At 59.4% G+C, this 17,119-nt stretch carries 14 protein-coding genes; 3 read left to right on the forward strand and 11 right to left on the reverse strand.

What is annotated here, in order from left to right:
- Positions 1 to 17: 17 nt before the first annotated feature.
- The 9 genes from VDP61_RS06180 to VDP61_RS06220 form a co-directional block, all read right to left on the reverse strand.
- Positions 18 to 1,178, reverse strand: a complete 1,161-nt coding sequence (locus tag VDP61_RS06180; RefSeq protein ID WP_323006078.1) for an iron-containing alcohol dehydrogenase — start codon at positions 1,176 to 1,178, stop codon at positions 18 to 20.
- Complete coding sequence (locus VDP61_RS06185; protein ID WP_323006079.1) at positions 1,175 to 2,560, reverse strand: aldehyde dehydrogenase family protein; 1,386 nt, start codon at positions 2,558 to 2,560, stop codon at positions 1,175 to 1,177. Before VDP61_RS06185 ends, VDP61_RS06180 begins: the two co-directional genes overlap by 4 nt.
- Before the next feature lie 19 nt (positions 2,561 to 2,579).
- Positions 2,580 to 3,956: a glutamine synthetase family protein gene (locus VDP61_RS06190; protein WP_323006080.1), complete on the reverse strand. Its 1,377-nt coding sequence runs from the start codon at positions 3,954 to 3,956 to the stop codon at positions 2,580 to 2,582.
- 286 nt (positions 3,957 to 4,242) lie between these two features.
- A complete protein-coding gene (locus VDP61_RS06195) occupies positions 4,243 to 5,175 on the reverse strand; it encodes a glyoxylate/hydroxypyruvate reductase A (RefSeq protein WP_323006081.1) in 933 nt (310 codons plus the stop codon).
- A gap of 75 nt (positions 5,176 to 5,250) precedes the next feature.
- Positions 5,251 to 6,390 carry a rod shape-determining protein RodA gene (rodA, locus tag VDP61_RS06200; protein ID WP_323006082.1) on the reverse strand — a complete coding sequence of 380 codons (1,140 nt, stop codon included), beginning with the start codon at positions 6,388 to 6,390 and terminating at the stop codon, positions 5,251 to 5,253.
- Positions 6,387 to 8,327 carry a penicillin-binding protein 2 gene (gene mrdA / locus VDP61_RS06205; protein ID WP_323006083.1) on the reverse strand — a complete coding sequence of 647 codons (1,941 nt, stop codon included), beginning with the start codon at positions 8,325 to 8,327 and terminating at the stop codon, positions 6,387 to 6,389. Before mrdA ends, rodA begins: the two co-directional genes overlap by 4 nt.
- The gene (locus VDP61_RS06210) at positions 8,324 to 8,866 is read right to left on the reverse strand and encodes a rod shape-determining protein MreD (RefSeq protein WP_323006084.1); all 543 of its coding nucleotides are present in this window, start codon (positions 8,864 to 8,866) and stop codon (positions 8,324 to 8,326) included. The genes mrdA and VDP61_RS06210 overlap by 4 nt, the downstream gene beginning before the upstream one ends.
- Positions 8,863 to 9,786 (reverse strand): rod shape-determining protein MreC, encoded by a 924-nt coding sequence (mreC, locus tag VDP61_RS06215; RefSeq protein WP_323006085.1) that lies wholly within the window; start codon positions 9,784 to 9,786, stop codon positions 8,863 to 8,865. Before mreC ends, VDP61_RS06210 begins: the two co-directional genes overlap by 4 nt.
- Positions 9,787 to 9,935: 149 nt before the next feature.
- The gene (locus VDP61_RS06220; protein WP_323006086.1) at positions 9,936 to 10,973 is read right to left on the reverse strand and encodes a rod shape-determining protein; all 1,038 of its coding nucleotides are present in this window, start codon (positions 10,971 to 10,973) and stop codon (positions 9,936 to 9,938) included.
- A gap of 100 nt (positions 10,974 to 11,073) precedes the next feature.
- On the opposite strand from VDP61_RS06220, the gene VDP61_RS06225 reads away from it, so the two are divergent.
- Positions 11,074 to 11,232, forward strand: coding sequence for a hypothetical protein (locus tag VDP61_RS06225; protein WP_323006087.1), 159 nt, complete (start codon positions 11,074 to 11,076; stop codon positions 11,230 to 11,232).
- Positions 11,233 to 11,234: 2 nt separating this feature from the next.
- Here the strand turns inward: VDP61_RS06225 and VDP61_RS06230 are convergent, their stop codons facing one another.
- The gene (locus tag VDP61_RS06230) at positions 11,235 to 12,812 is read right to left on the reverse strand and encodes a 2-isopropylmalate synthase (RefSeq protein WP_323006088.1); all 1,578 of its coding nucleotides are present in this window, start codon (positions 12,810 to 12,812) and stop codon (positions 11,235 to 11,237) included.
- Positions 12,813 to 13,122: 310 nt separating this feature from the next.
- On the opposite strand from VDP61_RS06230, the gene VDP61_RS06235 reads away from it, so the two are divergent.
- The gene (locus VDP61_RS06235) at positions 13,123 to 13,788 is read left to right on the forward strand and encodes an SDR family NAD(P)-dependent oxidoreductase (protein ID WP_323006089.1); all 666 of its coding nucleotides are present in this window, start codon (positions 13,123 to 13,125) and stop codon (positions 13,786 to 13,788) included.
- A gap of 33 nt (positions 13,789 to 13,821) precedes the next feature.
- Here the strand turns inward: VDP61_RS06235 and VDP61_RS06240 are convergent, their stop codons facing one another.
- Complete coding sequence (locus VDP61_RS06240) at positions 13,822 to 15,222, reverse strand: 2-isopropylmalate synthase (protein ID WP_323006162.1); 1,401 nt, start codon at positions 15,220 to 15,222, stop codon at positions 13,822 to 13,824.
- A gap of 234 nt (positions 15,223 to 15,456) precedes the next feature.
- Between VDP61_RS06240 and VDP61_RS06245 the strand changes: the two genes are divergently transcribed.
- Entirely contained in the window at positions 15,457 to 17,115 is a 1,659-nt protein-coding gene (locus VDP61_RS06245; protein ID WP_323006090.1) for an NAD+ synthase, read from the forward strand.
- Positions 17,116 to 17,119: the final 4 nt, after the last annotated feature.

Consider the following 17,119-nt stretch of genomic DNA (forward strand, 5'->3'; position numbering starts at 1 on the left):
TTGGCGCAAGGGCGCGTTTACAGACAGGCCTCGAACAAGGCACGGGTGTTTTCCCGCGTCATTGTCACCGGGTTGCCGCCACAGGATGGATCTTCCAGGGCCATTTCTGTCAACTCCTCCAAACGTGCCGGGTCGACGCCCATTTCGGTCAGGTTTTCGGGAATACCCAGCGTTTCGCGCAGATCCATGATCGCGGCCCGGAACCCGTCAAACCCGCCCCGAATAGCCAGATAGCGCGCTGCGGCCTCGATCCGATCCTCAATCGCGTGGCGATTGAAATCAAGCACCATCGGCATGACCACGGCATTTGTGGTGCCGTGATGCGTGCCGTAAACCGCGCCAACCGGGTGCGAAAGGCTGTGAATCGCGCCAAGGCCCTTTTGGAACGCCACGGCCCCCATTGCCGCCGCCGACATCATATGCGCGCGCGCCTCAAGGTTGTTTGGGTCGGCATAAACCAGCGGCAGGTTTTCGAATACCAGGCGCATGCCTTCCAGGGCGATACCCTGGCCCATCGGATGATAATGGGGGCTGCAATAGGCCTCAAGGCAATGTGCCAAAGCGTCCATGCCGGTGCCTGCGGTGATGAACTTTGGCATGCCCACGGTCAGGGCCGGATCACAGATAACCACTTTTGCCATCAGGCCGGGGTGCCAGATGATTTTTTTCTTATGGGTGGCAGAGTTGGTCAGAACGCTGGCCGCACCAACCTCGGAACCGGTGCCTGCGGTGGTGGGCACCGCGATCGTGGGGCGAATTTTGCTGGCATCAGCGCGGGTCCACCAATCGCCGATATCCTCCATTTCCCAGACTTCCAAGCCCGGCTTTTGATGCGCCATCAGGGCGATCATCTTGCCCAGATCAAGCGCAGAGCCCCCCCCAAAGCCGATGATGCCATCATGCCCACCCGCAAGGAAAACCTTGATCCCTGCGGCCAGATTTGCCTCATTCGGGTTGGCATCAACATCTGAAAAAACGGCACGGCCAAGGCCAGCGGTGTCCAGAATATCAAGCGCCTGCGCGGTGATCGGCAGGCTTGCCAGCGCGCGGTCTGTCACCAGCAAGGGCTTGGCGATACCGACAGCCTTGCAATGCTGGGCCAATTCCGAAATCCGGCCCACGCCGAATTTGATGGCAGTAGGGTAGGACCAGTTACGATTGGGGACAGAGTGGCTCATTTGGTCACCTTCTTCAGATGGTAGGATTTCGGGCGGGTCACGGAATGGAACCCTAGGTATGACAGCGAGCCACCGCGCCCGGTGTCTTTGCAGCCGGTCCAGCACAGGGCCGGGTCAAGATAATCGCAGCGGTTCATAAAGACGGTTCCGGTGTCCATCTGCGCGCCGATGGCGGCGGCAGCCTCGGCATCCTTTGTCCAAATCGAACATGTCAGGCCATATGGGCTGTCGTTCATCAGGGAAATGGCTTCCTCGTCGTTCGAAACTTTCATAATTCCAACAACGGGGCCAAAACTCTCCTCGGTCATCACGCGCATGGAATGATCGACATTGACCAGAATTTGTGGCGCCAGATAGGCACCGCCATCATCTGCCGGGAACAGGCTTGGGTCTATCAGGGTCTTGGCGCCGGCCTTTACCGCCTCATCGACCTGGCCCCGCACCACAGCGGCAAAGCGTTTGTTGGCCATCGGGCCGATTGTCGTCGCGGCGTCAAACGGATTGCCAAGTGTGAGGCCCTTCACCCAGGCAACCGCTTTTTCTACGAATGCATCATAAAGACTTTCATGCACATAAATCCGTTCAATCCCGCAGCAGCATTGCCCCGCGTTGAACATCGCGCCATCCATCAAACCATCCACCGCCGCATCAAGATCGGCATCGGCACGAACATAGCCGGGGTCTTTACCGCCCAGTTCCAGCCCGAGGCCGGTAAAGGTGCCAGCGGCGGCCTTTTCCATCGCAACACCGCCGCCGACCGACCCCGTGAAGTTCACGAAATTGAAGGCACGCGCGGCGATCAGCCCTTCGGTGGTCGCATGATCCAGCACCACGTTTTGGAACACATCTTCGGGGATACCCGCTGCATGAAACGCAGCCGCCAGACGTTCGCCGACCAGCAGGGTTTGGCTGGCATGTTTCAAAATGACGGTATTTCCGGCAATCAGCGCGGGCGCAAGCGTGTTGATCGTGGTCAGGTAGGGATAGTTCCACGGCGCGACGATGAACACCACGCCCACAGCTTCGCGGTTCAACTGGCGGGTGAAGCCGGCGCTATCTTCAACCACTTGTGGCGCAAGGGTTTTTTCTGCGATATCGGCCATATAGTTGGTGCGGTCATGCACGCCGCCAAATTCGCCACCGTAACGGGTGGGGCGGCCCATTTGCCAGGCGAGTTCCTCGACCAGACTGTCCTTGACCTTGTCCAACTCGGCAACGCCTGCCTTGACCAGCGCGATACGCTCGGCCAAAGGGCGTGCGGCCCAGGGTTTCTGCGCGGCACGGGCGCGGGTAACGGCTGCGTCAGCCTCGGCTCGGGAGAGAGGCGTGCGCGTGGCATAGGCGCTGCCATCGACGGGGGATGTAAGAATAATCGCAGTCATGTCAGGTTCCTTTGCGCGCTTAAACGCGTTCCATCAGACGGGAGAGTTCAAAATCGGTCACAACGCGGTCATGTTCGGCCACTTCCCACAGCGCGGCGTGGTGGTAGTGGTCGATCACATCCTCGCCAAAGGCGGCGCGCAGCATGGCTGAGGCGTGCATCCGCGCGGCCGCATCGCGCAGGGTGCGCGGAAGGGGCGCGCTGTCGGATTGGTAAAGATCGCCCTGCATTTCAGGCTCCAGCGGCAGCTTTCTTTCGATCCCGTCAAGGCCAGCGGCCAGCAGGGCGGCCATCGCCATATAGGGGTTCAGGTCGGCCCCGCCAATGCGGCATTCCACCCGCACGCCCTTGGTGCCTTCGCCGCAGACGCGAAAACCTGCGGTGCGATTGTCGCGGCTCCATACCGCTTTGGTGGGGGCGAACATGCCAACGGTAAAGCGTTTGTAGCTGTTCACATAGGGGGCCAGAAACGCAGTGATGTCGGCGATATGGGCAAGTTGCCCGGCAAGGAAATGCTTCATCGTGGCAGACATGCCATGCGGGTCGGTTGTATCTTGAAAGGCGGGCTTTCCATCTGTCCAAAGTGACTGATGCACATGGCTGCTGGACCCCGCGCGGCGGTGATCATATTTCGCCATGAAAGTGACAGAGCGGCCTTTGGACCAGGCAATTTCCTTGGTAGCTTGCTTGGTGATCACATGGTTGTCTGCCGTGTCCAAAGCATCGGAATAGCGGATGTTGATTTCTTCCTGGCCTGCGTCGGCCTCACCTTTGGAACATTCAACCGGGATGCCTGCCGCGTAAAGGCCGTTGCGCAGGGCGCGCATCACCTCTTCCTCTTTGGTGGTCTGAAACATCGCATAGTCTTCGTTATGCGCCGAAATCGGCTGCAAATCGCGCAACTGGCCAGTGCGCTGATAGCCATCGCGCAACAACTCGTAGGAATTGGCGAAAAGGTAAAATTCAAGCTCGGTCGCCATCATCGCCTCAAACCCCATGGCTTTGGCGCGGGCAACCTGACGCTGCAATACGGCACGGGGGGAATGGGGAACGGGGTGGTGGCTGTGATGGTCCAAAAGATCGCAAAGCACCAGCGCCGTTCCCTCCAGCCAAGGGATGACCCGCAGTGTCGCAAGGTCGGCCTTCATCACATAATCGCCATACCCCGCCTGCCATGAGGTTGAGGCATAGCCCTGAACCGTGTTCATTTCCATGTCGGTCGCAAGCAGGTAATTGCAGCAATGGGTTTCTTGCCAGGCTGTATCGAGGAAGTTCTGCACATGGAATCGCTTGCCGATCAATCGGCCCTGCATGTCGACACCCGCGACCATAACGGTATCAATCTCGCCCTTGATGGCGGCGTCTTTCAAGCTGTCTAAGGTCAGATTCCCCGGCATTTATCGCAGTCTCCCTTTGGTTTGCGGGCTAGCCCCGCTATCGCGGCAGGTGGCCAGGCGGGGCGAACCCACGGGCGCAGAACCCTGCGCGAACCCTAACCAGTTGGTCAAAAAGCTAACGCGGGCCAATCGGCAACGCTAGCCCCCAAATTTGGGATTCCCGGTAATTCTGGCGTGGTGCATTGTCTTTTGGGGCGCGCGGCTTGGTTTGCTTCGGCAAAACAAGCCGGGGTTAGCCTGTTTTGTGTCGCAGCCTTGGCCAGGGTCAACGCAGGCTTGATCTGGCTTAATACCCGCGGGCGCGGTCGACCAAATGCAAAAGCGGCAAACCAACCTGACCCCGGCGGATGTTTTCAACCACGACCGCCGAGGCGCTTTTGGGCCGGGTTTCGGCGGCTATATGGGGGGTGACGGTGACGCCAGGGTGCGACCAGAACGGATGATCTGCGGGCAGGGGCTCAACCCGGAACACATCCAGCGTTGCATGGCCTATCGCCCCCGCGTCAAGCGCTGCCAACAGCGCCGCATCCTCAATCAAATGCCCGCGTCCGGGGTTCAGAATGGCTGCCCCTCTGGCTGGCCAAGCCAGAGTCTCTTTGTTCAGGATGTTCTCGGTCTCGGCGGTTTTGGGCAGCAGCAACACAATGATCTCGGCCCCAGTCAACGCCGCCTTCAGCCCGTCTTGGCCATTGTATGTGTCCAATCCTGCTATCTGCTTTGCGGTCCGGCTCCATCCGCGCAGAGGAAAGCCAAGGGATTGCAATGCCTTGGCGCAGGCTTGCCCCAAAGCGCCCAAACCCAGAACGGTCACGGGCCGTTCCGCAGCGATGGGCGGGCAGGTTGCATCCCATTCCCGCGATGGGTTTACGATATGGCGGTCCATGCCCAGATGATGGCGCAAGCTGTGGCCGACAACCCACTCGACCATCCCCGCAGTCAAGGCCGGGTCAACCATTCGGCACAAAGGTTGGGTAAGGGTCGGGTTGCCGACAATTCTCTCTACCCCGGCCCAAAGGTTAAGAACCGCTTTGCAGCGTCTGAAAGGCGTGAAATCATCAATCTCGCCGCCGGGGGCAAAGATGATATAATCCACACGCGCCGGGTCTGGGCAATCGCAGCGCAGATCGGCCATGATCCCCGCGTCTTGCAAGGCAGCGCGCAAAGGCGCTTCATAGCTGGGCCAGCGGTTTTTTCCAGCGGCAAAGTAGATGGTGATCATAGCAAACGCCTCTTTGGTCCTGGGTCACGTCTTCCGTTTCATCTTGGCCTGAATACCTGACTTCAACTACTGAAATCAGCGCGGACGGTGGATATGCGCACTTTGCACCAGCCCGAAAGCGGCCAAAAGAACCAGCATGGACGACCCACCATAGGACACCAAAGGCAGTGGCACGCCCACCACCGGGGCCAGCCCCATCACCATCAACATATTGACAGAAAAATAGAAAAAGAACGTCGCGGCGATGCCCAGGGTGACAAGGCTGGCAAAGCGGTCTTTGTTTTGAATTGCACTGGAGACGCAGAAAGCCAGTACCAACGCATACAGAACCAGCAAGGAAAACGCGCCAATAAAGCCAAACTCCTCGGCCAATGTGGTAAAGATAAAATCGGTGTGCTTTTCGGGCAAGAAGTTTAGCCGACTCTGGGTGCCTTGCATGAAGCCACGCCCGGCCCAACCCCCTGAACCAAGCGCGATCTTGGCTTGGCTAATATGATAGCCCGCACCCAAAGGATCACTTGACGGGTCAATAAAGGTATCAATCCGGCGGTATTGGTAATCTTTCAGCAATTGCCAATCGGTGCCGCGAGACGCAAAAACCGCCGTCACAGCGCCGCCCAGAATGGCGGCAACCGCGCCAAAATAATACCAGCTGACGCCCGCGCAAAACATCACCACGGCCCCCCCCATCATCAGCAGCAACGCGGTGCCCAGATCGGGCTGGCCAAGCACCAGAACCGTCGGCAGCAAGATCAGCGCCACCGGGATCATCACCCACAAAGGGCGTGAGGTCTTGCGGATATCCAGCCAGTCATAATAGGCGGCCAGCAACATAACCAAAGTTATCTTTGACAGTTCCGAAGGCTGCAGCCGCAACGGCCCCAGCTCTATCCAGCGCTGCGCGCCCATCCCGACCGAGCCGAAAAATTCCACTGCCACCAGCAATATGACTGACAGCGCATAGGCAAGCCCCGCCATATTTCGCCAAAACCAGATCGGTACAAAACCGATGATCAGCATCACCGTCATGCCCAGCACAAAGCGCTTGATTTGCGGTTCGGCCCAAACCTCCAACCGGCCACCGGCCACGGAATAGAGCATCAGGAACCCGACCGACGCGATGGCGATCAGCAAAACCACCAGCGCCCAGTTGACATGCAATATCTTGGCGGCCCCGGTGGGAACAGTTTTCAGGCGATATTCAAGAAAGCTCATGCGCGGGTGCTTTCGGGAAGTTTGCCATCGGCATCGCGCAAGATCAGCTTGCGGTGCATCGTATCAATCCGATTGCGCTGTGCGGCTGGATAGGCCGAAAGCGGCGGGAGGCCGTCGCTCATTGCGCGCAGCAAGATGTCACGGACGATCGGCCCCGCGACAGTAGAGCCGCCACCACCATGTTCAACGACCACCGCGGCCGCATAGCGTGGCGCGTCAAAAGGCGCAAAGCCGACGAACAGGGCGTGGTCACGGCGTTCCCAGGGCAGGTCGTCGTTGCTGATCACGCCGCGGGCCCGCTCGGCGGCGCTGATGTTGCGAACCTGGCTGGTGCCGGATTTTCCGGCCATCCGCAGCGCCTTGTCATCAATACGCGCGGAATAGCCGGTGCCGCGCTGGCTGTTGCTGACAGCATACATCCCTTGGCGCACAGCCGCCAACATCTTGGGGTCCAGCCCCAAACCCTCGCCCGGATCCTCTGCTGCGGCGACCCCGCCAATGCTGTGGATCAGCCGGGGTGACACGGCTTTGCCGCTGGCAATCCGTGCCGTCATCACGGCAAGCTGCATCGGTGACGTCAGCACAAAGCCCTGACCAATCGAGGCGTTGACCGTATCGCCAAGCACCCAGTCCTTTTTATAGCGCTCCAGCTTCCACGCCTTGTCGGGCATCAGCCCATCGGTGATTGCCGACATCGGGATGTCATGGCGCACGCCCAGCCCCAGCCTTCGGCCCATCTCGGCGATCTTGTCTATGCCGACCTTCATCGCGATGTCATAAAAATACACATCACAGCTTTCGGCCAAGGCGCGGTCCAAGGACACGCGGCCATGGCCGCCGCGCCGCCAGCAGTGAAACTTGCGGCCACCAACCTCATAGTGACCGGGGCAGTTTACCGATGTCGAGGTGTTTATCAGCCCTTCTTCCAACGCTGCCAATGCGGTGACCATCTTGAAGGTCGAGCCGGGCGGATAGGCCCCGGCCACGGATTTATTGGCAAGCGGGCGGTGATCGTTTCCGGTCAGGCTATTGTAATCCTTATGCGAAATTCCGCGCACAAACAGGTTGGGGTCAAACGAAGGTGACGAAACGATGGCCAGGATGTCACCGTTTTGCACATCCATGATAACGGCCGCGGCCGATTCCTCACCCAGGCGCGCCTGCACATAGTTTTGGACATCGGCGTCGATTGTCAGCCGGATATCGCCACCCGCCACCCCTTCTTGTCGCCCCAATTCGCGCATGACCCGGCCAACGGCGTTCACCTCTACGCGGCGATTGCCGGCCTTGCCACGCAATTCGTCTTCCATCCAGGTTTCAACGCCGATCTTGCCGATCTGGAATTTCGGTGTTTGCAGCAACGGATCGGGTTCTTCCAATCTGGCCAGATCATTGTCGCTGACCGGGCCAACATAGCCGACGACATGGGCGAAATCAAAGTCGCGCGGATAGATCCGGCTCAGGCCAACCTCGGGCGATACACCGGGCAAGGCGGGGGCGTTTATCGCAACTTTAGAGACATCTTCCCAATTCAGCCGGTCGGAAACAATGATGGGCAGGGGGCTGCGGCGGCGTGCCTCTTTCAGCGCGCGGTCGAAATCTTCGGTGGAAATTGGCAAAATACCAGACAAGCGGTTCAGCACATCCTCGACATTGCCGGCATCGTCACGGCTGATCACCACGCGGTAGTTTTGTTCGTTGCCGGCAACAATCTTGCCGTTGCGGTCATGGATAAGGCCGCGCGCCGGAGGAATGAGGCGAATGGAAATCCGGTTATCCTCGGCCAACAGGCGAAATTCATCGGCCTGATCAACCTGCATATGCCGCATCCGCGCGCCCAATACGGCCACCACGGCGGCCATAGAACCACCCAACAGCAAGCCGCGTCGGCTGATCTTGCGGGCGCTTTCGTCTGTGTCGCGGGCGGACCGTCTCATAGTCGTCTCCCCATTGCATCAACTTCGCCGGTTGAGGGTTTGCGCAGGTGAAACACCACCCGCAGCAACCACACGATGACAGGATACATCAAAATTGACCCGACTGTCTGCGCAAAGGCAAAGCCAAAGCCGGGCTGGGTCATGAACGCCACGACAAAGACCAAACGATAGGCCAGCAACATAGCGATCATCACGCCGGAAATCAGTAGCCATTCGGCAGCAAAGCCCAATTCGCGGGTCAGCGCCGAGCGGGCGCGCAGAAACTCTGTCGCCAGCACCACCAGCGCGGACCAAAGCCCCGGAGGCCGCATCAAGATCATATCTTCGGTCAGCACCACCAGCGCAATCAACCCGGTCGGCAAATGGTCCGGGCGCTGGGTGACCCAGGCCAGCATCAGGCACAGCATCAGGTCTGGCCCCGGCCAGTCGCCCGCGATACTGCCAAGGGGCAGCATTTTGAAAAACAGCAAGGCCAGCGCAATAGCCACGAAAGCCGCACGGTAAATCCAGGTACTGTTGCGCATACTTGTCAGCATCATTGCCCCGCCGTTACAGGCGCCGCCACGGGTGCCTCGGTTTGCACGCTTGGCGGTGTGTCTGCTGGCACGGCGACAAGGCTGCCGGCATCTGTGATCGGCTCCATTGCGTGGCTGCGCAACACGCGCAAAAACTCCAGCCGTTCATAATCGGCTGAAAGTGCGACGCGCAGGCGGCGGTCATTGCCTTGCACCACAGTGCCAACCAACAACCCCGCCGGAAACACCCCGCCATCGCCCGAGGTAACGACCTGATCGCCGGGGCGTACCAGGTCGGGCTTTTCGACGAATTCCAACGGGGGGCGCGCCGTATTGTCACCCGAAAGCAGGCCACGCTGCCCCGAGGGCTGGGCTGTTACCGGAATGCGGCTGTTGCTGTCGGTCAACAAAATCACCCGCGCCGTGCGGTCACCGACCCCCGAAATACGCCCGACAAGGCCGATGCCATCCATTGTGGCCCAGCCATCCCGCACCCCGTCCCGCGCGCCGACATTCAGCAAGACCGATTGCCGGAACGGGCTGCCACTATCGGCCAGGACAACGCCGGTAACATGCGTCAGCTTGGGGTCCAGCCGGACCTGATTCAGGTCCATCAGCCGGGCGTTTTTCTGCTCCAGTTGCAAGGCAGCCTCTTTCCACGCCTTCATCTGCTGCAATTCGCGCCGCAGTTCCTGGTTCTGGTCATAAAGGCTGGCGTAGGATTGAAAGCTTTCAAACATGTCAACGGTTTTGGTCACCGGCACCAGCGCCCATTCAAAACTGGGCACCATCGTATCAACCAATGCGGTGCGAAACCGTTCTACCCTTGGGCTGTCAATGCGCCAGATCAGGAATATCGCAACCAGCGCAAGCACCAGCATCCCCACCAAAATCCGGCGCAGCGGGCGAGTGTATTCATCTGGGGAAATGCGGTTCTTTGCCACCAAAGCCTCGCGTCAAAGGGCAGACCGCGCGACGGCGCGATGATTAAAGCGGATTCCGCAAGACTGCTAATGAAACATCTTGGGAAGGCTGGGCCACAGTCGGCATTTCACATCTTGAAACCCCGACTGCCCGGTTCAGTTTGTTTTCCTCAGCTGTCGTAGTCAATGACGTGCTGAAGCTGTTTTTCATATTCCAGCGCCTTGCCGGTGCCAAGGGCCACGCAGTTCAAGGATTCGTTAGCGACCGAGATCGACAGCCCGGTTTGTTCGCGCAAGGCAAGATCAAGATCCCCCAAAAGCGCGCCGCCACCGGTCAGCATCACGCCCCGGTCCACAATATCGGCGGCCAGATCGGGCGGTGTCGCCTCTAGCGCCTGCATCACCGCGTCGCAGATCTGCTGAACCGGCTCGGCCAGCGCCTCGGCCACTTGCGCCTGACTGATTTCGGTTTCCTTCGGCACGCCGTTCAGCAGGTCGCGGCCCCGAATGGTCATGGAACTGCCGCGCCCGTCATCGGGCATCCGTGCGGTGCCGATGCTTGTCTTGATGCGTTCAGCGGTTGATTCGCCGATCAGCAGGTTTTGATGGCGGCGCAGATAACTGATGATCGCGTCATCCATCCGGTCGCCGCCAACGCGAACCGACCGCGCATAAACGATATCGCCCAAGGACAATACGGCCACTTCGGTAGTGCCGCCGCCAATATCCACCACCATATTGCCGGTGGGGTCGGTGATCGGCATGCCGGCCCCGATTGCTGCGGCAATCGGTTCGGCAATCAGGCCCGCACGGCGCGCGCCTGCCGATAGCACAGATTGCCGAATGGCGCGCTTTTCCACCGGGGTTGCGCCATGTGGCACGCAGACGATGATCTTTGGTTTGGAAAACGTGGTGCGCTTGTGAACTTTGCGGATGAAATGCTTGATCATTTCTTCGGCCGTGTCAAAGTCGGCGATCACACCGTCACGCATCGGGCGAATGGCCTCGATGCTGCCGGGGGTGCGGCCCAGCATCAGCTTGGCATCTTCGCCCACGGCCAAGACCTGCTTTTTGCCGTCCTTGACGTGATAGGCAACGACCGAAGGTTCATTCAGCACGATACCCTTGCCGCGCACATAAACAAGCGTGTTTGCCGTGCCAAGGTCAATCGCCATATCGGACGAGAACAGACCCGAAAGTAACCACATGCTGAAGGAATCCTTATTGGTAACAGGTAAAGTACCCGCGACTCAAATATCCGAGGCAGGCGCCTTCTTATAGGAAGGGGCAAAGGCAAGGGAAAGGGCCATGGCCAAGGCGATGCGCGCCTTCCCGCCCGTTCGTGGCCAGGCGCCCTGCGGCCAAGCTGGGGATAGGTTCGATTTTTATAGTTTCAAGGCAAATTGGCGGCAACTTTTCGCCGCCAATGTTTGTTTGGTGCTATTTCTGATGCTCGCAAAAAAGTGAGATCAAGACACGTCCTTATAGCTGACGCCCTTGGTGTCATAGCCCATTTCCACCTTTTGCCGCCGCACGATCAGCCGGTTCAGCGCGTTCACATAGGCCTTGACCGAGGCGACGATGGTATCGGTATCGGCGGATTGGCCCGTGGCGATGTTGCCGTCTTCCTCTAGCCGCACGAATACGGTGGCCTGTGCATCTGTGCCTTCGGTCACGGCCTGCACCTGATACAGTTGCAGGCGTGCCTTGTGCGGGTACAGCATTTTTACCGCCATGAATGCCGCATCAACCGGGCCATCCCCGGTGGCGTCGATAGAGTGATCGACGCCTTCAATGCTCAGCGTCAGTTCCGCCTCTTGCGGGCCTTCGGTGCCGCAGATCACGCGCAGGCGTTTCACCTGCAAAGCATCCTGCGCGGTGTTGGTTTCGCTTTCCTGAACCAGCGCGATCAGGTCGTCGTCGAACACTTCCTTCTTGCGGTCGGCCAGCGCCTTGAACCGCACAAAAGCGTCATTCAACTGATTGTCGGCCATGTCAAAGCCCAGATCTTTCAGCTTGGCCCGCAGGGCTGCACGCCCCGAATGTTTGCCCAGGGGCAGCGAGGTTCCCGACAGGCCCACATCCTCGGGGCGCATCACCTCAAACGTCTCGCGGTTTTTCAGCATGCCGTCTTGATGAATACCGGATTCATGCGCAAAGGCGTTCTTGCCAACGATGGCCTTGTTGAACTGCACGGCAAAGCCCGAGACAGTTGCAACCCGGCGGCTGATCGCCATGATCTTGGTGGTATCGACGCCGGTCCGGTAAGGCATGATGTCATTGCGCACCTTCAGCGCCATCACCACCTCTTCCAGCGCGGTATTTCCCGCGCGTTCGCCCAAGCCGTTGATCGTGCATTCAATCTGGCGCGCGCCCGCCTCGACGGCGGCCAGGGAATTGGCGGTCGCCATGCCAAGGTCATTATGGCAATGGGTGGCAAAGATGATCTTGTCTGCCCCCGGCACCCGTTCCAGCAACATCCGGATCAGCGCGGCACTTTCGCGCGGCGCGGTATAGCCCACGGTATCGGGGATGTTGATCGTGGTCGCCCCGGCCTTGATCGCGATTTCCACGACGCGGCACAGGTAATCATGTTCGGTGCGGGTGGCATCCATCGGGGACCATTGCACATTATCACACAGGTTGCGGGCATAGGTCACGGTTTCAAAGATACGTTCGGCCATCTGGTCCATATCCAGGTTCGGAATGGCGCGGTGCAGGGGCGAGGTGCCGATGAAGGTGTGGATGCGGGGGGCGCGGGCGTGTTTCACCGCCTCCCAGCAGCGATCAATGTCTTTGAAGTTCGCGCGCGCCAGCCCGCAAATCTGCGCCGTTTTCGCCAGCTTGGCAATTTCAGACACTGCCGCAAAGTCACCCTCCGAGGCGATGGGAAAGCCCGCCTCGATGATGTCAACGCCCATCTCGTCCAGACTGGTCGCAATCTCCAGCTTTTCGTCATGGGTCATGGTGGCGCCGGGGCTTTGCTCGCCGTCGCGCAGCGTGGTGTCAAAAATCAGAACGCGGGGTTGCGTGCTTGTCTCGGTCATTTGAAAATCTCTCTGAATGTTCCGTTAGCCTGTTCGTTCCGGGCGCTGGTCACTTCTGAGCGGTCGCACCCGAAGGCACGCTCAGCGCAGGCTAAGGAGGAGGCGCGCAGGGGAAAACGGGGCGCGTTGCGCCGCAGGGTCATGCTGTATGTTGGTTTCCCGTGTCATGGGCCAGACTATAGCCAAGAGATTGCGAATGAAAACCCCAAAATTGCGGCCAAAGGGCAGGTTTTTGCGGGGCTTGCGCGGCGCAGACCTTGCCTGCCGGGCGTGCAGCCCTAGCTTGGGCGCAAGAGCAAGGGGGGCAGAGATGGCAAATGCACTGGTGATCGGCGCTTCCGGGGGCATCGGCCAAGCCCTTGTACGGGTTTTGGGGCAGGCGGGGCATCAGGTGACCTGCGTGTCGCGCCGCGACGACGGGTTGGATGTAACCGATGAGCCGAGCGTGACGGCGGCCATGGGCCGGCTGCAAGGCCCGTTTGACACCGTGTTCATCGCCACAGGGGCGCTGGAGATCGGGCCGCATCAGCCTGAAAAATCCCTTGGGGCCGTGACCCCCGAGGCGTTGATGGCACAGTTTCAGACCAATGCCATGGGCCCGATACTGGTGCTGAAACATCTGGTCAGGCATTTGCCGAAACACGCAGCAAGCCGTGTCGGTATCTTGTCCGCGCGGGTTGGGTCTATCGGTGACAATGGTCTGGGCGGCTGGTATTCATATCGCATGGCCAAGGCTGCACTGAACCAGCTTGTCCACACCGCCGCCATCGAGGTGGCACGCAGCCACAAACAGGCGGTGCTGGCCCTGTTGCACCCCGGTACCGTTGCAACCGCATTTACAGCGAAATACGCACACAACCATGAAACTGTCGCGCCGCAGGATGCCGCCCAAAACCTCGTGACTGTGTTGAACGGTTTGACCCCTGCGCAATCGGGTGGGTTTTACGACTGGGCGGGCAAAGCCGTGCCATGGTAGGCCGGGCCCAAGACCGCCCCTTGAATCCGATGTCTAATTTCCCTCTGCGGCGGGTGCGGCACCTTCTGCCGGGGCCGGCGGATCTGCGGGGCCGGTCAAAATGCCGTTTGTCCACTCGCCTGCCGTTTCTTGCCCCGTGGCATAGCGCAAGATGCCCTGACCCTGACGTTTGCCTGCGACAAAGCCGCCTTCATACCGATCACCATTGGAATAGGTGGCAATGCCCTCACCTTCAATCACGCCGTTCTTCCAATCACCGACATAGCGAAACCCGTCGCCCATAACAGCCTCGCCCTTGCCATGGCGGGCGCCGGCAACAAAGCTGCCCTTGTAGCTGCTGCCATCGGCATAGGTTGCCACGCCTTCCCCATTGCGTTGGCCCGCTTTCCATTCGCCTTCATAGCGGTAGCCGCTGGGATAGGTCATGACGCCCTTGCCTTCATATTGCGCGTTCACAAAGTCGCCCTCATACACCTGGCCATTGGTGTAGGTTGCGCGCCCATTGCCCTCTATCACCCCGCCAACCCAGGCGCCGTTATAGGCAGAGCCATCGGGGTAAGCGATTTTGCCAATCCCATCGGGTTGATCATTCTTGAATGTACCCGAGTAAACCGCACCATCGGGGTAGGTCACGGTGCCGCTGCCGGAAATATGGCCATCAACCCATTCGCCATCATAGATATAGCCTTCGGGGCCATGAAAAATGCCCTTGCCGTGGCGTTTATCCGCAACAAACCCGCCCGCGTAGGTGTCGCCGTTGCCATAGGTCACACGGCCCATGCCCACCCTTTCGCCATTCACGAAATCGCCGTCGTAAACATCGCCATTTGGCTGTGTCAGCTTGCCTTTACCGTTGATCTGGCCGTCCGCCCATGCACCTGTATAGGTTAGCCCGTCTGGCATCGTCAGGGTGCCCGCGCCTTCGCGTTGGCCCTTTACCAGATCGCCTTCATAAGTCGCGCCATCGGGGTAGGTGATCTTGCCTTTGCCCTGCTTTTCGCCTGCGACCCAATCACCTTCATAGCGATAGCCGCCGACATCTTGCATCACGCCCGTGCCGCTGTGGATGGCATCGACAAAGCTGCCGGTATAAACTGCGCCATCGGCATATCGCGCAACACCTTGGCCGGTCATCTTGCCACCTGCCCAGTCGCCTTCATAGGTGCCGCCATCAGGATAGGTGATCTTGCCTTTGCCTTCGGGCTTGCCCGCAATGAAATGGCCTTCATAGATGGACCCATTGGGGAAATGGGCAACCCCGGTGCCACGAATTTCCCCCTCGACCCAGTCGCCGGTATAGGAATAACCGTTCGGCAAAGTATAGGTGCCGGTGCCATGCTGGCGGCCATCCTTGAATGTGCCTTCATAGACCGAGCCATCATCATATTGCTTGGCGATCACGCCATCTTGCGCAAATGCCGGGGCCGCAAGCATGGCCGCCGCAACGGCCAATCCCAAAAGTGCTTTGTTCACTGCTGCATTCCTTTTGTCTTTTACAGGGCTTTGCCACTGACGGGCAGCACCGCAGCGCCAATCCTTGACGCAAAGCCTAGCGATCTGCCAAAGCGCTGACAAGTTCACAAACCCGTATGCAGTTTGCCCCGGTCACTCTTTCCCTTCCGTGCCAGTCTGCTAAACCAATGCAGGATCAAGGATAAGGGACCGCGCATGGCCAATAGATTTCGCCTGACTTTGGCACAGCTCAACCCAACCGTCGGCGCGCTGGCCGCCAATGCCGAACTGGCGCGCCACGCGTGGCAGCAAGGCAAGGCCGCGGGGGCGCAGATGGTGGCGCTGTCTGAAATGTTCCTTACCGGCTATCAGTTGCAAGATCTGGTGCAACGCCCCCGGTTCATAGAAGAGGCGCAGGCCGCGATCGAGGCGCTGGCGCTGGCCTGTGCTGATGGGCCGGCGCTGGGCATCGGCGGGCCGCTGTTTGAGGCGGGGCGGTTGTACAACGCCTATTTCATTCTGCAAGATGGCAAGGTTGCGGCCACTGTGCGCAAGCATCACCTGCCCAATGACAGCGTATTTGATGAGAAACGCTTGTATTCCTCGGCAGATGTGACGGGCCCTTACCGTGTTGGCCCCCTGCGCATCGGCACCCCGATTTGTGAGGACAGTTGGTTCGCGGATGTAACCGAGACCCTTGCGGAAACGGGGGCCGAGATTTTGCTGGTGCCCAATGGATCGCCCTATTACCGCGATAAACTGGCGGTGCGGCAAAACATCATGGTCAGCCGCGTGGTAGAAACCGGCCTGCCGTTGGTGTATCTGAACATGGTCGGCGGACAGGATGATCAGGTGTTTGACGGCGCGTCATTTGTGCTGAATCCCGGCGGCAAGCTGGCCGTGCAGATGCCCGCGTTTGAAGCCGCGATCACCCATGTCGATTTCACGAAAACACCCGAGGGCTGGCGGGCCGAACAGGGCGAGCGCATCTTGCAGCCCGACACATGGGAGGCGGATTATCACGCCATGGTGCTGTCTTTGCGCGATTATCTGGGCAAAACCGGGTTCAAGCGTGTGCTGTTGGGCATGTCAGGCGGGATTGATTCGGCAATTGTCGCCACCATCGCCGCCGATGCGATTGGCCCCGAAAATCTGCGCTGTGTGATGCTGCCTTCGGAATATACCTCTGCCTCCAGCCTTGATGATGCCAAAGAATGTGCGAACCGCTTGGGGTGCCGCTATGATTTCATGCCGATTTCCGAGGGTCGCCACGCCATCACCAACACTCTCGCCCCCCTGTTCGAAGGCCTGCCCCCCGACCTGACCGAGGAGAATATTCAATCGCGTCTGCGCGGGCTGTTGCTGATGGCGCTGTCGAACAAGTTTGGCGAAATGCTGCTGACCACGGGCAATAAATCCGAGGTGGCGGTGGGCTATTCGACGATCTACGGCGATATGGCAGGGGGCTATAACCCGATCAAGGACCTGTATAAAACCCGTGTCTTTGAAACCTGCCGCTGGCGCAATGCCCAGCACCGCCCCTGGATGATGGGGCCGGCGGGTGAGGTGATTCCGCCCCGTATCATCGACAAGCCGCCCTCGGCCGAACTGCGCGCCGACCAAAGGGATGATGACAGCCTGCCACCCTATCCCGTGCTCGATGCGATATTGGAGGGGCTGGTCGACAATGATGTGTCGGTCAGTGATCTGGTCGCGGCGGGGTATGACCGTGACACTGTCAAGAAAGTGGAAAAGCTGATCTATCTGTCAGAATACAAACGCTTTCAATCCGCCCCCGGAACCCGTCTGACGCGCCGTGCCTTTTGGCTGGATCGCCGCTATCCCATCGTCAACCGCTGGCGGGATAGCGGCTGAGGCG

The sequence above is a fragment of the Pseudorhodobacter sp. genome, assembly GCF_034675685.1.
Taxonomy (GTDB): domain Bacteria; phylum Pseudomonadota; class Alphaproteobacteria; order Rhodobacterales; family Rhodobacteraceae; genus Pseudorhodobacter.

Excerpts from the sequence above, each read along its gene's own strand:
- VDP61_RS06180 (WP_323006078.1), bottom strand. The coding sequence starts at position 1,178 with ATGAGCCACTCTGTCCCCAATCGTAACTGGTCCTACCCTACTGCCATC.
- VDP61_RS06185 (WP_323006079.1), bottom strand. The coding sequence starts at position 2,560 with ATGACTGCGATTATTCTTACATCCCCCGTCGATGGCAGCGCCTATGCC.
- VDP61_RS06190 (WP_323006080.1), bottom strand. The coding sequence starts at position 3,956 with ATGCCGGGGAATCTGACCTTAGACAGCTTGAAAGACGCCGCCATCAAG.
- VDP61_RS06195 (WP_323006081.1), bottom strand. The coding sequence starts at position 5,175 with ATGATCACCATCTACTTTGCCGCTGGAAAAAACCGCTGGCCCAGCTAT.
- rodA (WP_323006082.1), bottom strand. The coding sequence starts at position 6,390 with ATGAGCTTTCTTGAATATCGCCTGAAAACTGTTCCCACCGGGGCCGCC.
- mrdA (WP_323006083.1), bottom strand. The coding sequence starts at position 8,327 with ATGAGACGGTCCGCCCGCGACACAGACGAAAGCGCCCGCAAGATCAGC.
- VDP61_RS06210 (WP_323006084.1), bottom strand. The coding sequence starts at position 8,866 with ATGATGCTGACAAGTATGCGCAACAGTACCTGGATTTACCGTGCGGCT.
- VDP61_RS06220 (WP_323006086.1), bottom strand. The coding sequence starts at position 10,973 with ATGTGGTTACTTTCGGGTCTGTTCTCGTCCGATATGGCGATTGACCTT.
- VDP61_RS06225 (WP_323006087.1), top strand. The coding sequence starts at position 11,074 with ATGGCCAAGGCGATGCGCGCCTTCCCGCCCGTTCGTGGCCAGGCGCCC.
- VDP61_RS06230 (WP_323006088.1), bottom strand. The coding sequence starts at position 12,812 with ATGACCGAGACAAGCACGCAACCCCGCGTTCTGATTTTTGACACCACG.
- VDP61_RS06235 (WP_323006089.1), top strand. The coding sequence starts at position 13,123 with ATGGCAAATGCACTGGTGATCGGCGCTTCCGGGGGCATCGGCCAAGCC.
- VDP61_RS06240 (WP_323006162.1), bottom strand. The coding sequence starts at position 15,222 with ATGCTTGCGGCCCCGGCATTTGCGCAAGATGGCGTGATCGCCAAGCAA.
- VDP61_RS06245 (WP_323006090.1), top strand. The coding sequence starts at position 15,457 with ATGGCCAATAGATTTCGCCTGACTTTGGCACAGCTCAACCCAACCGTC.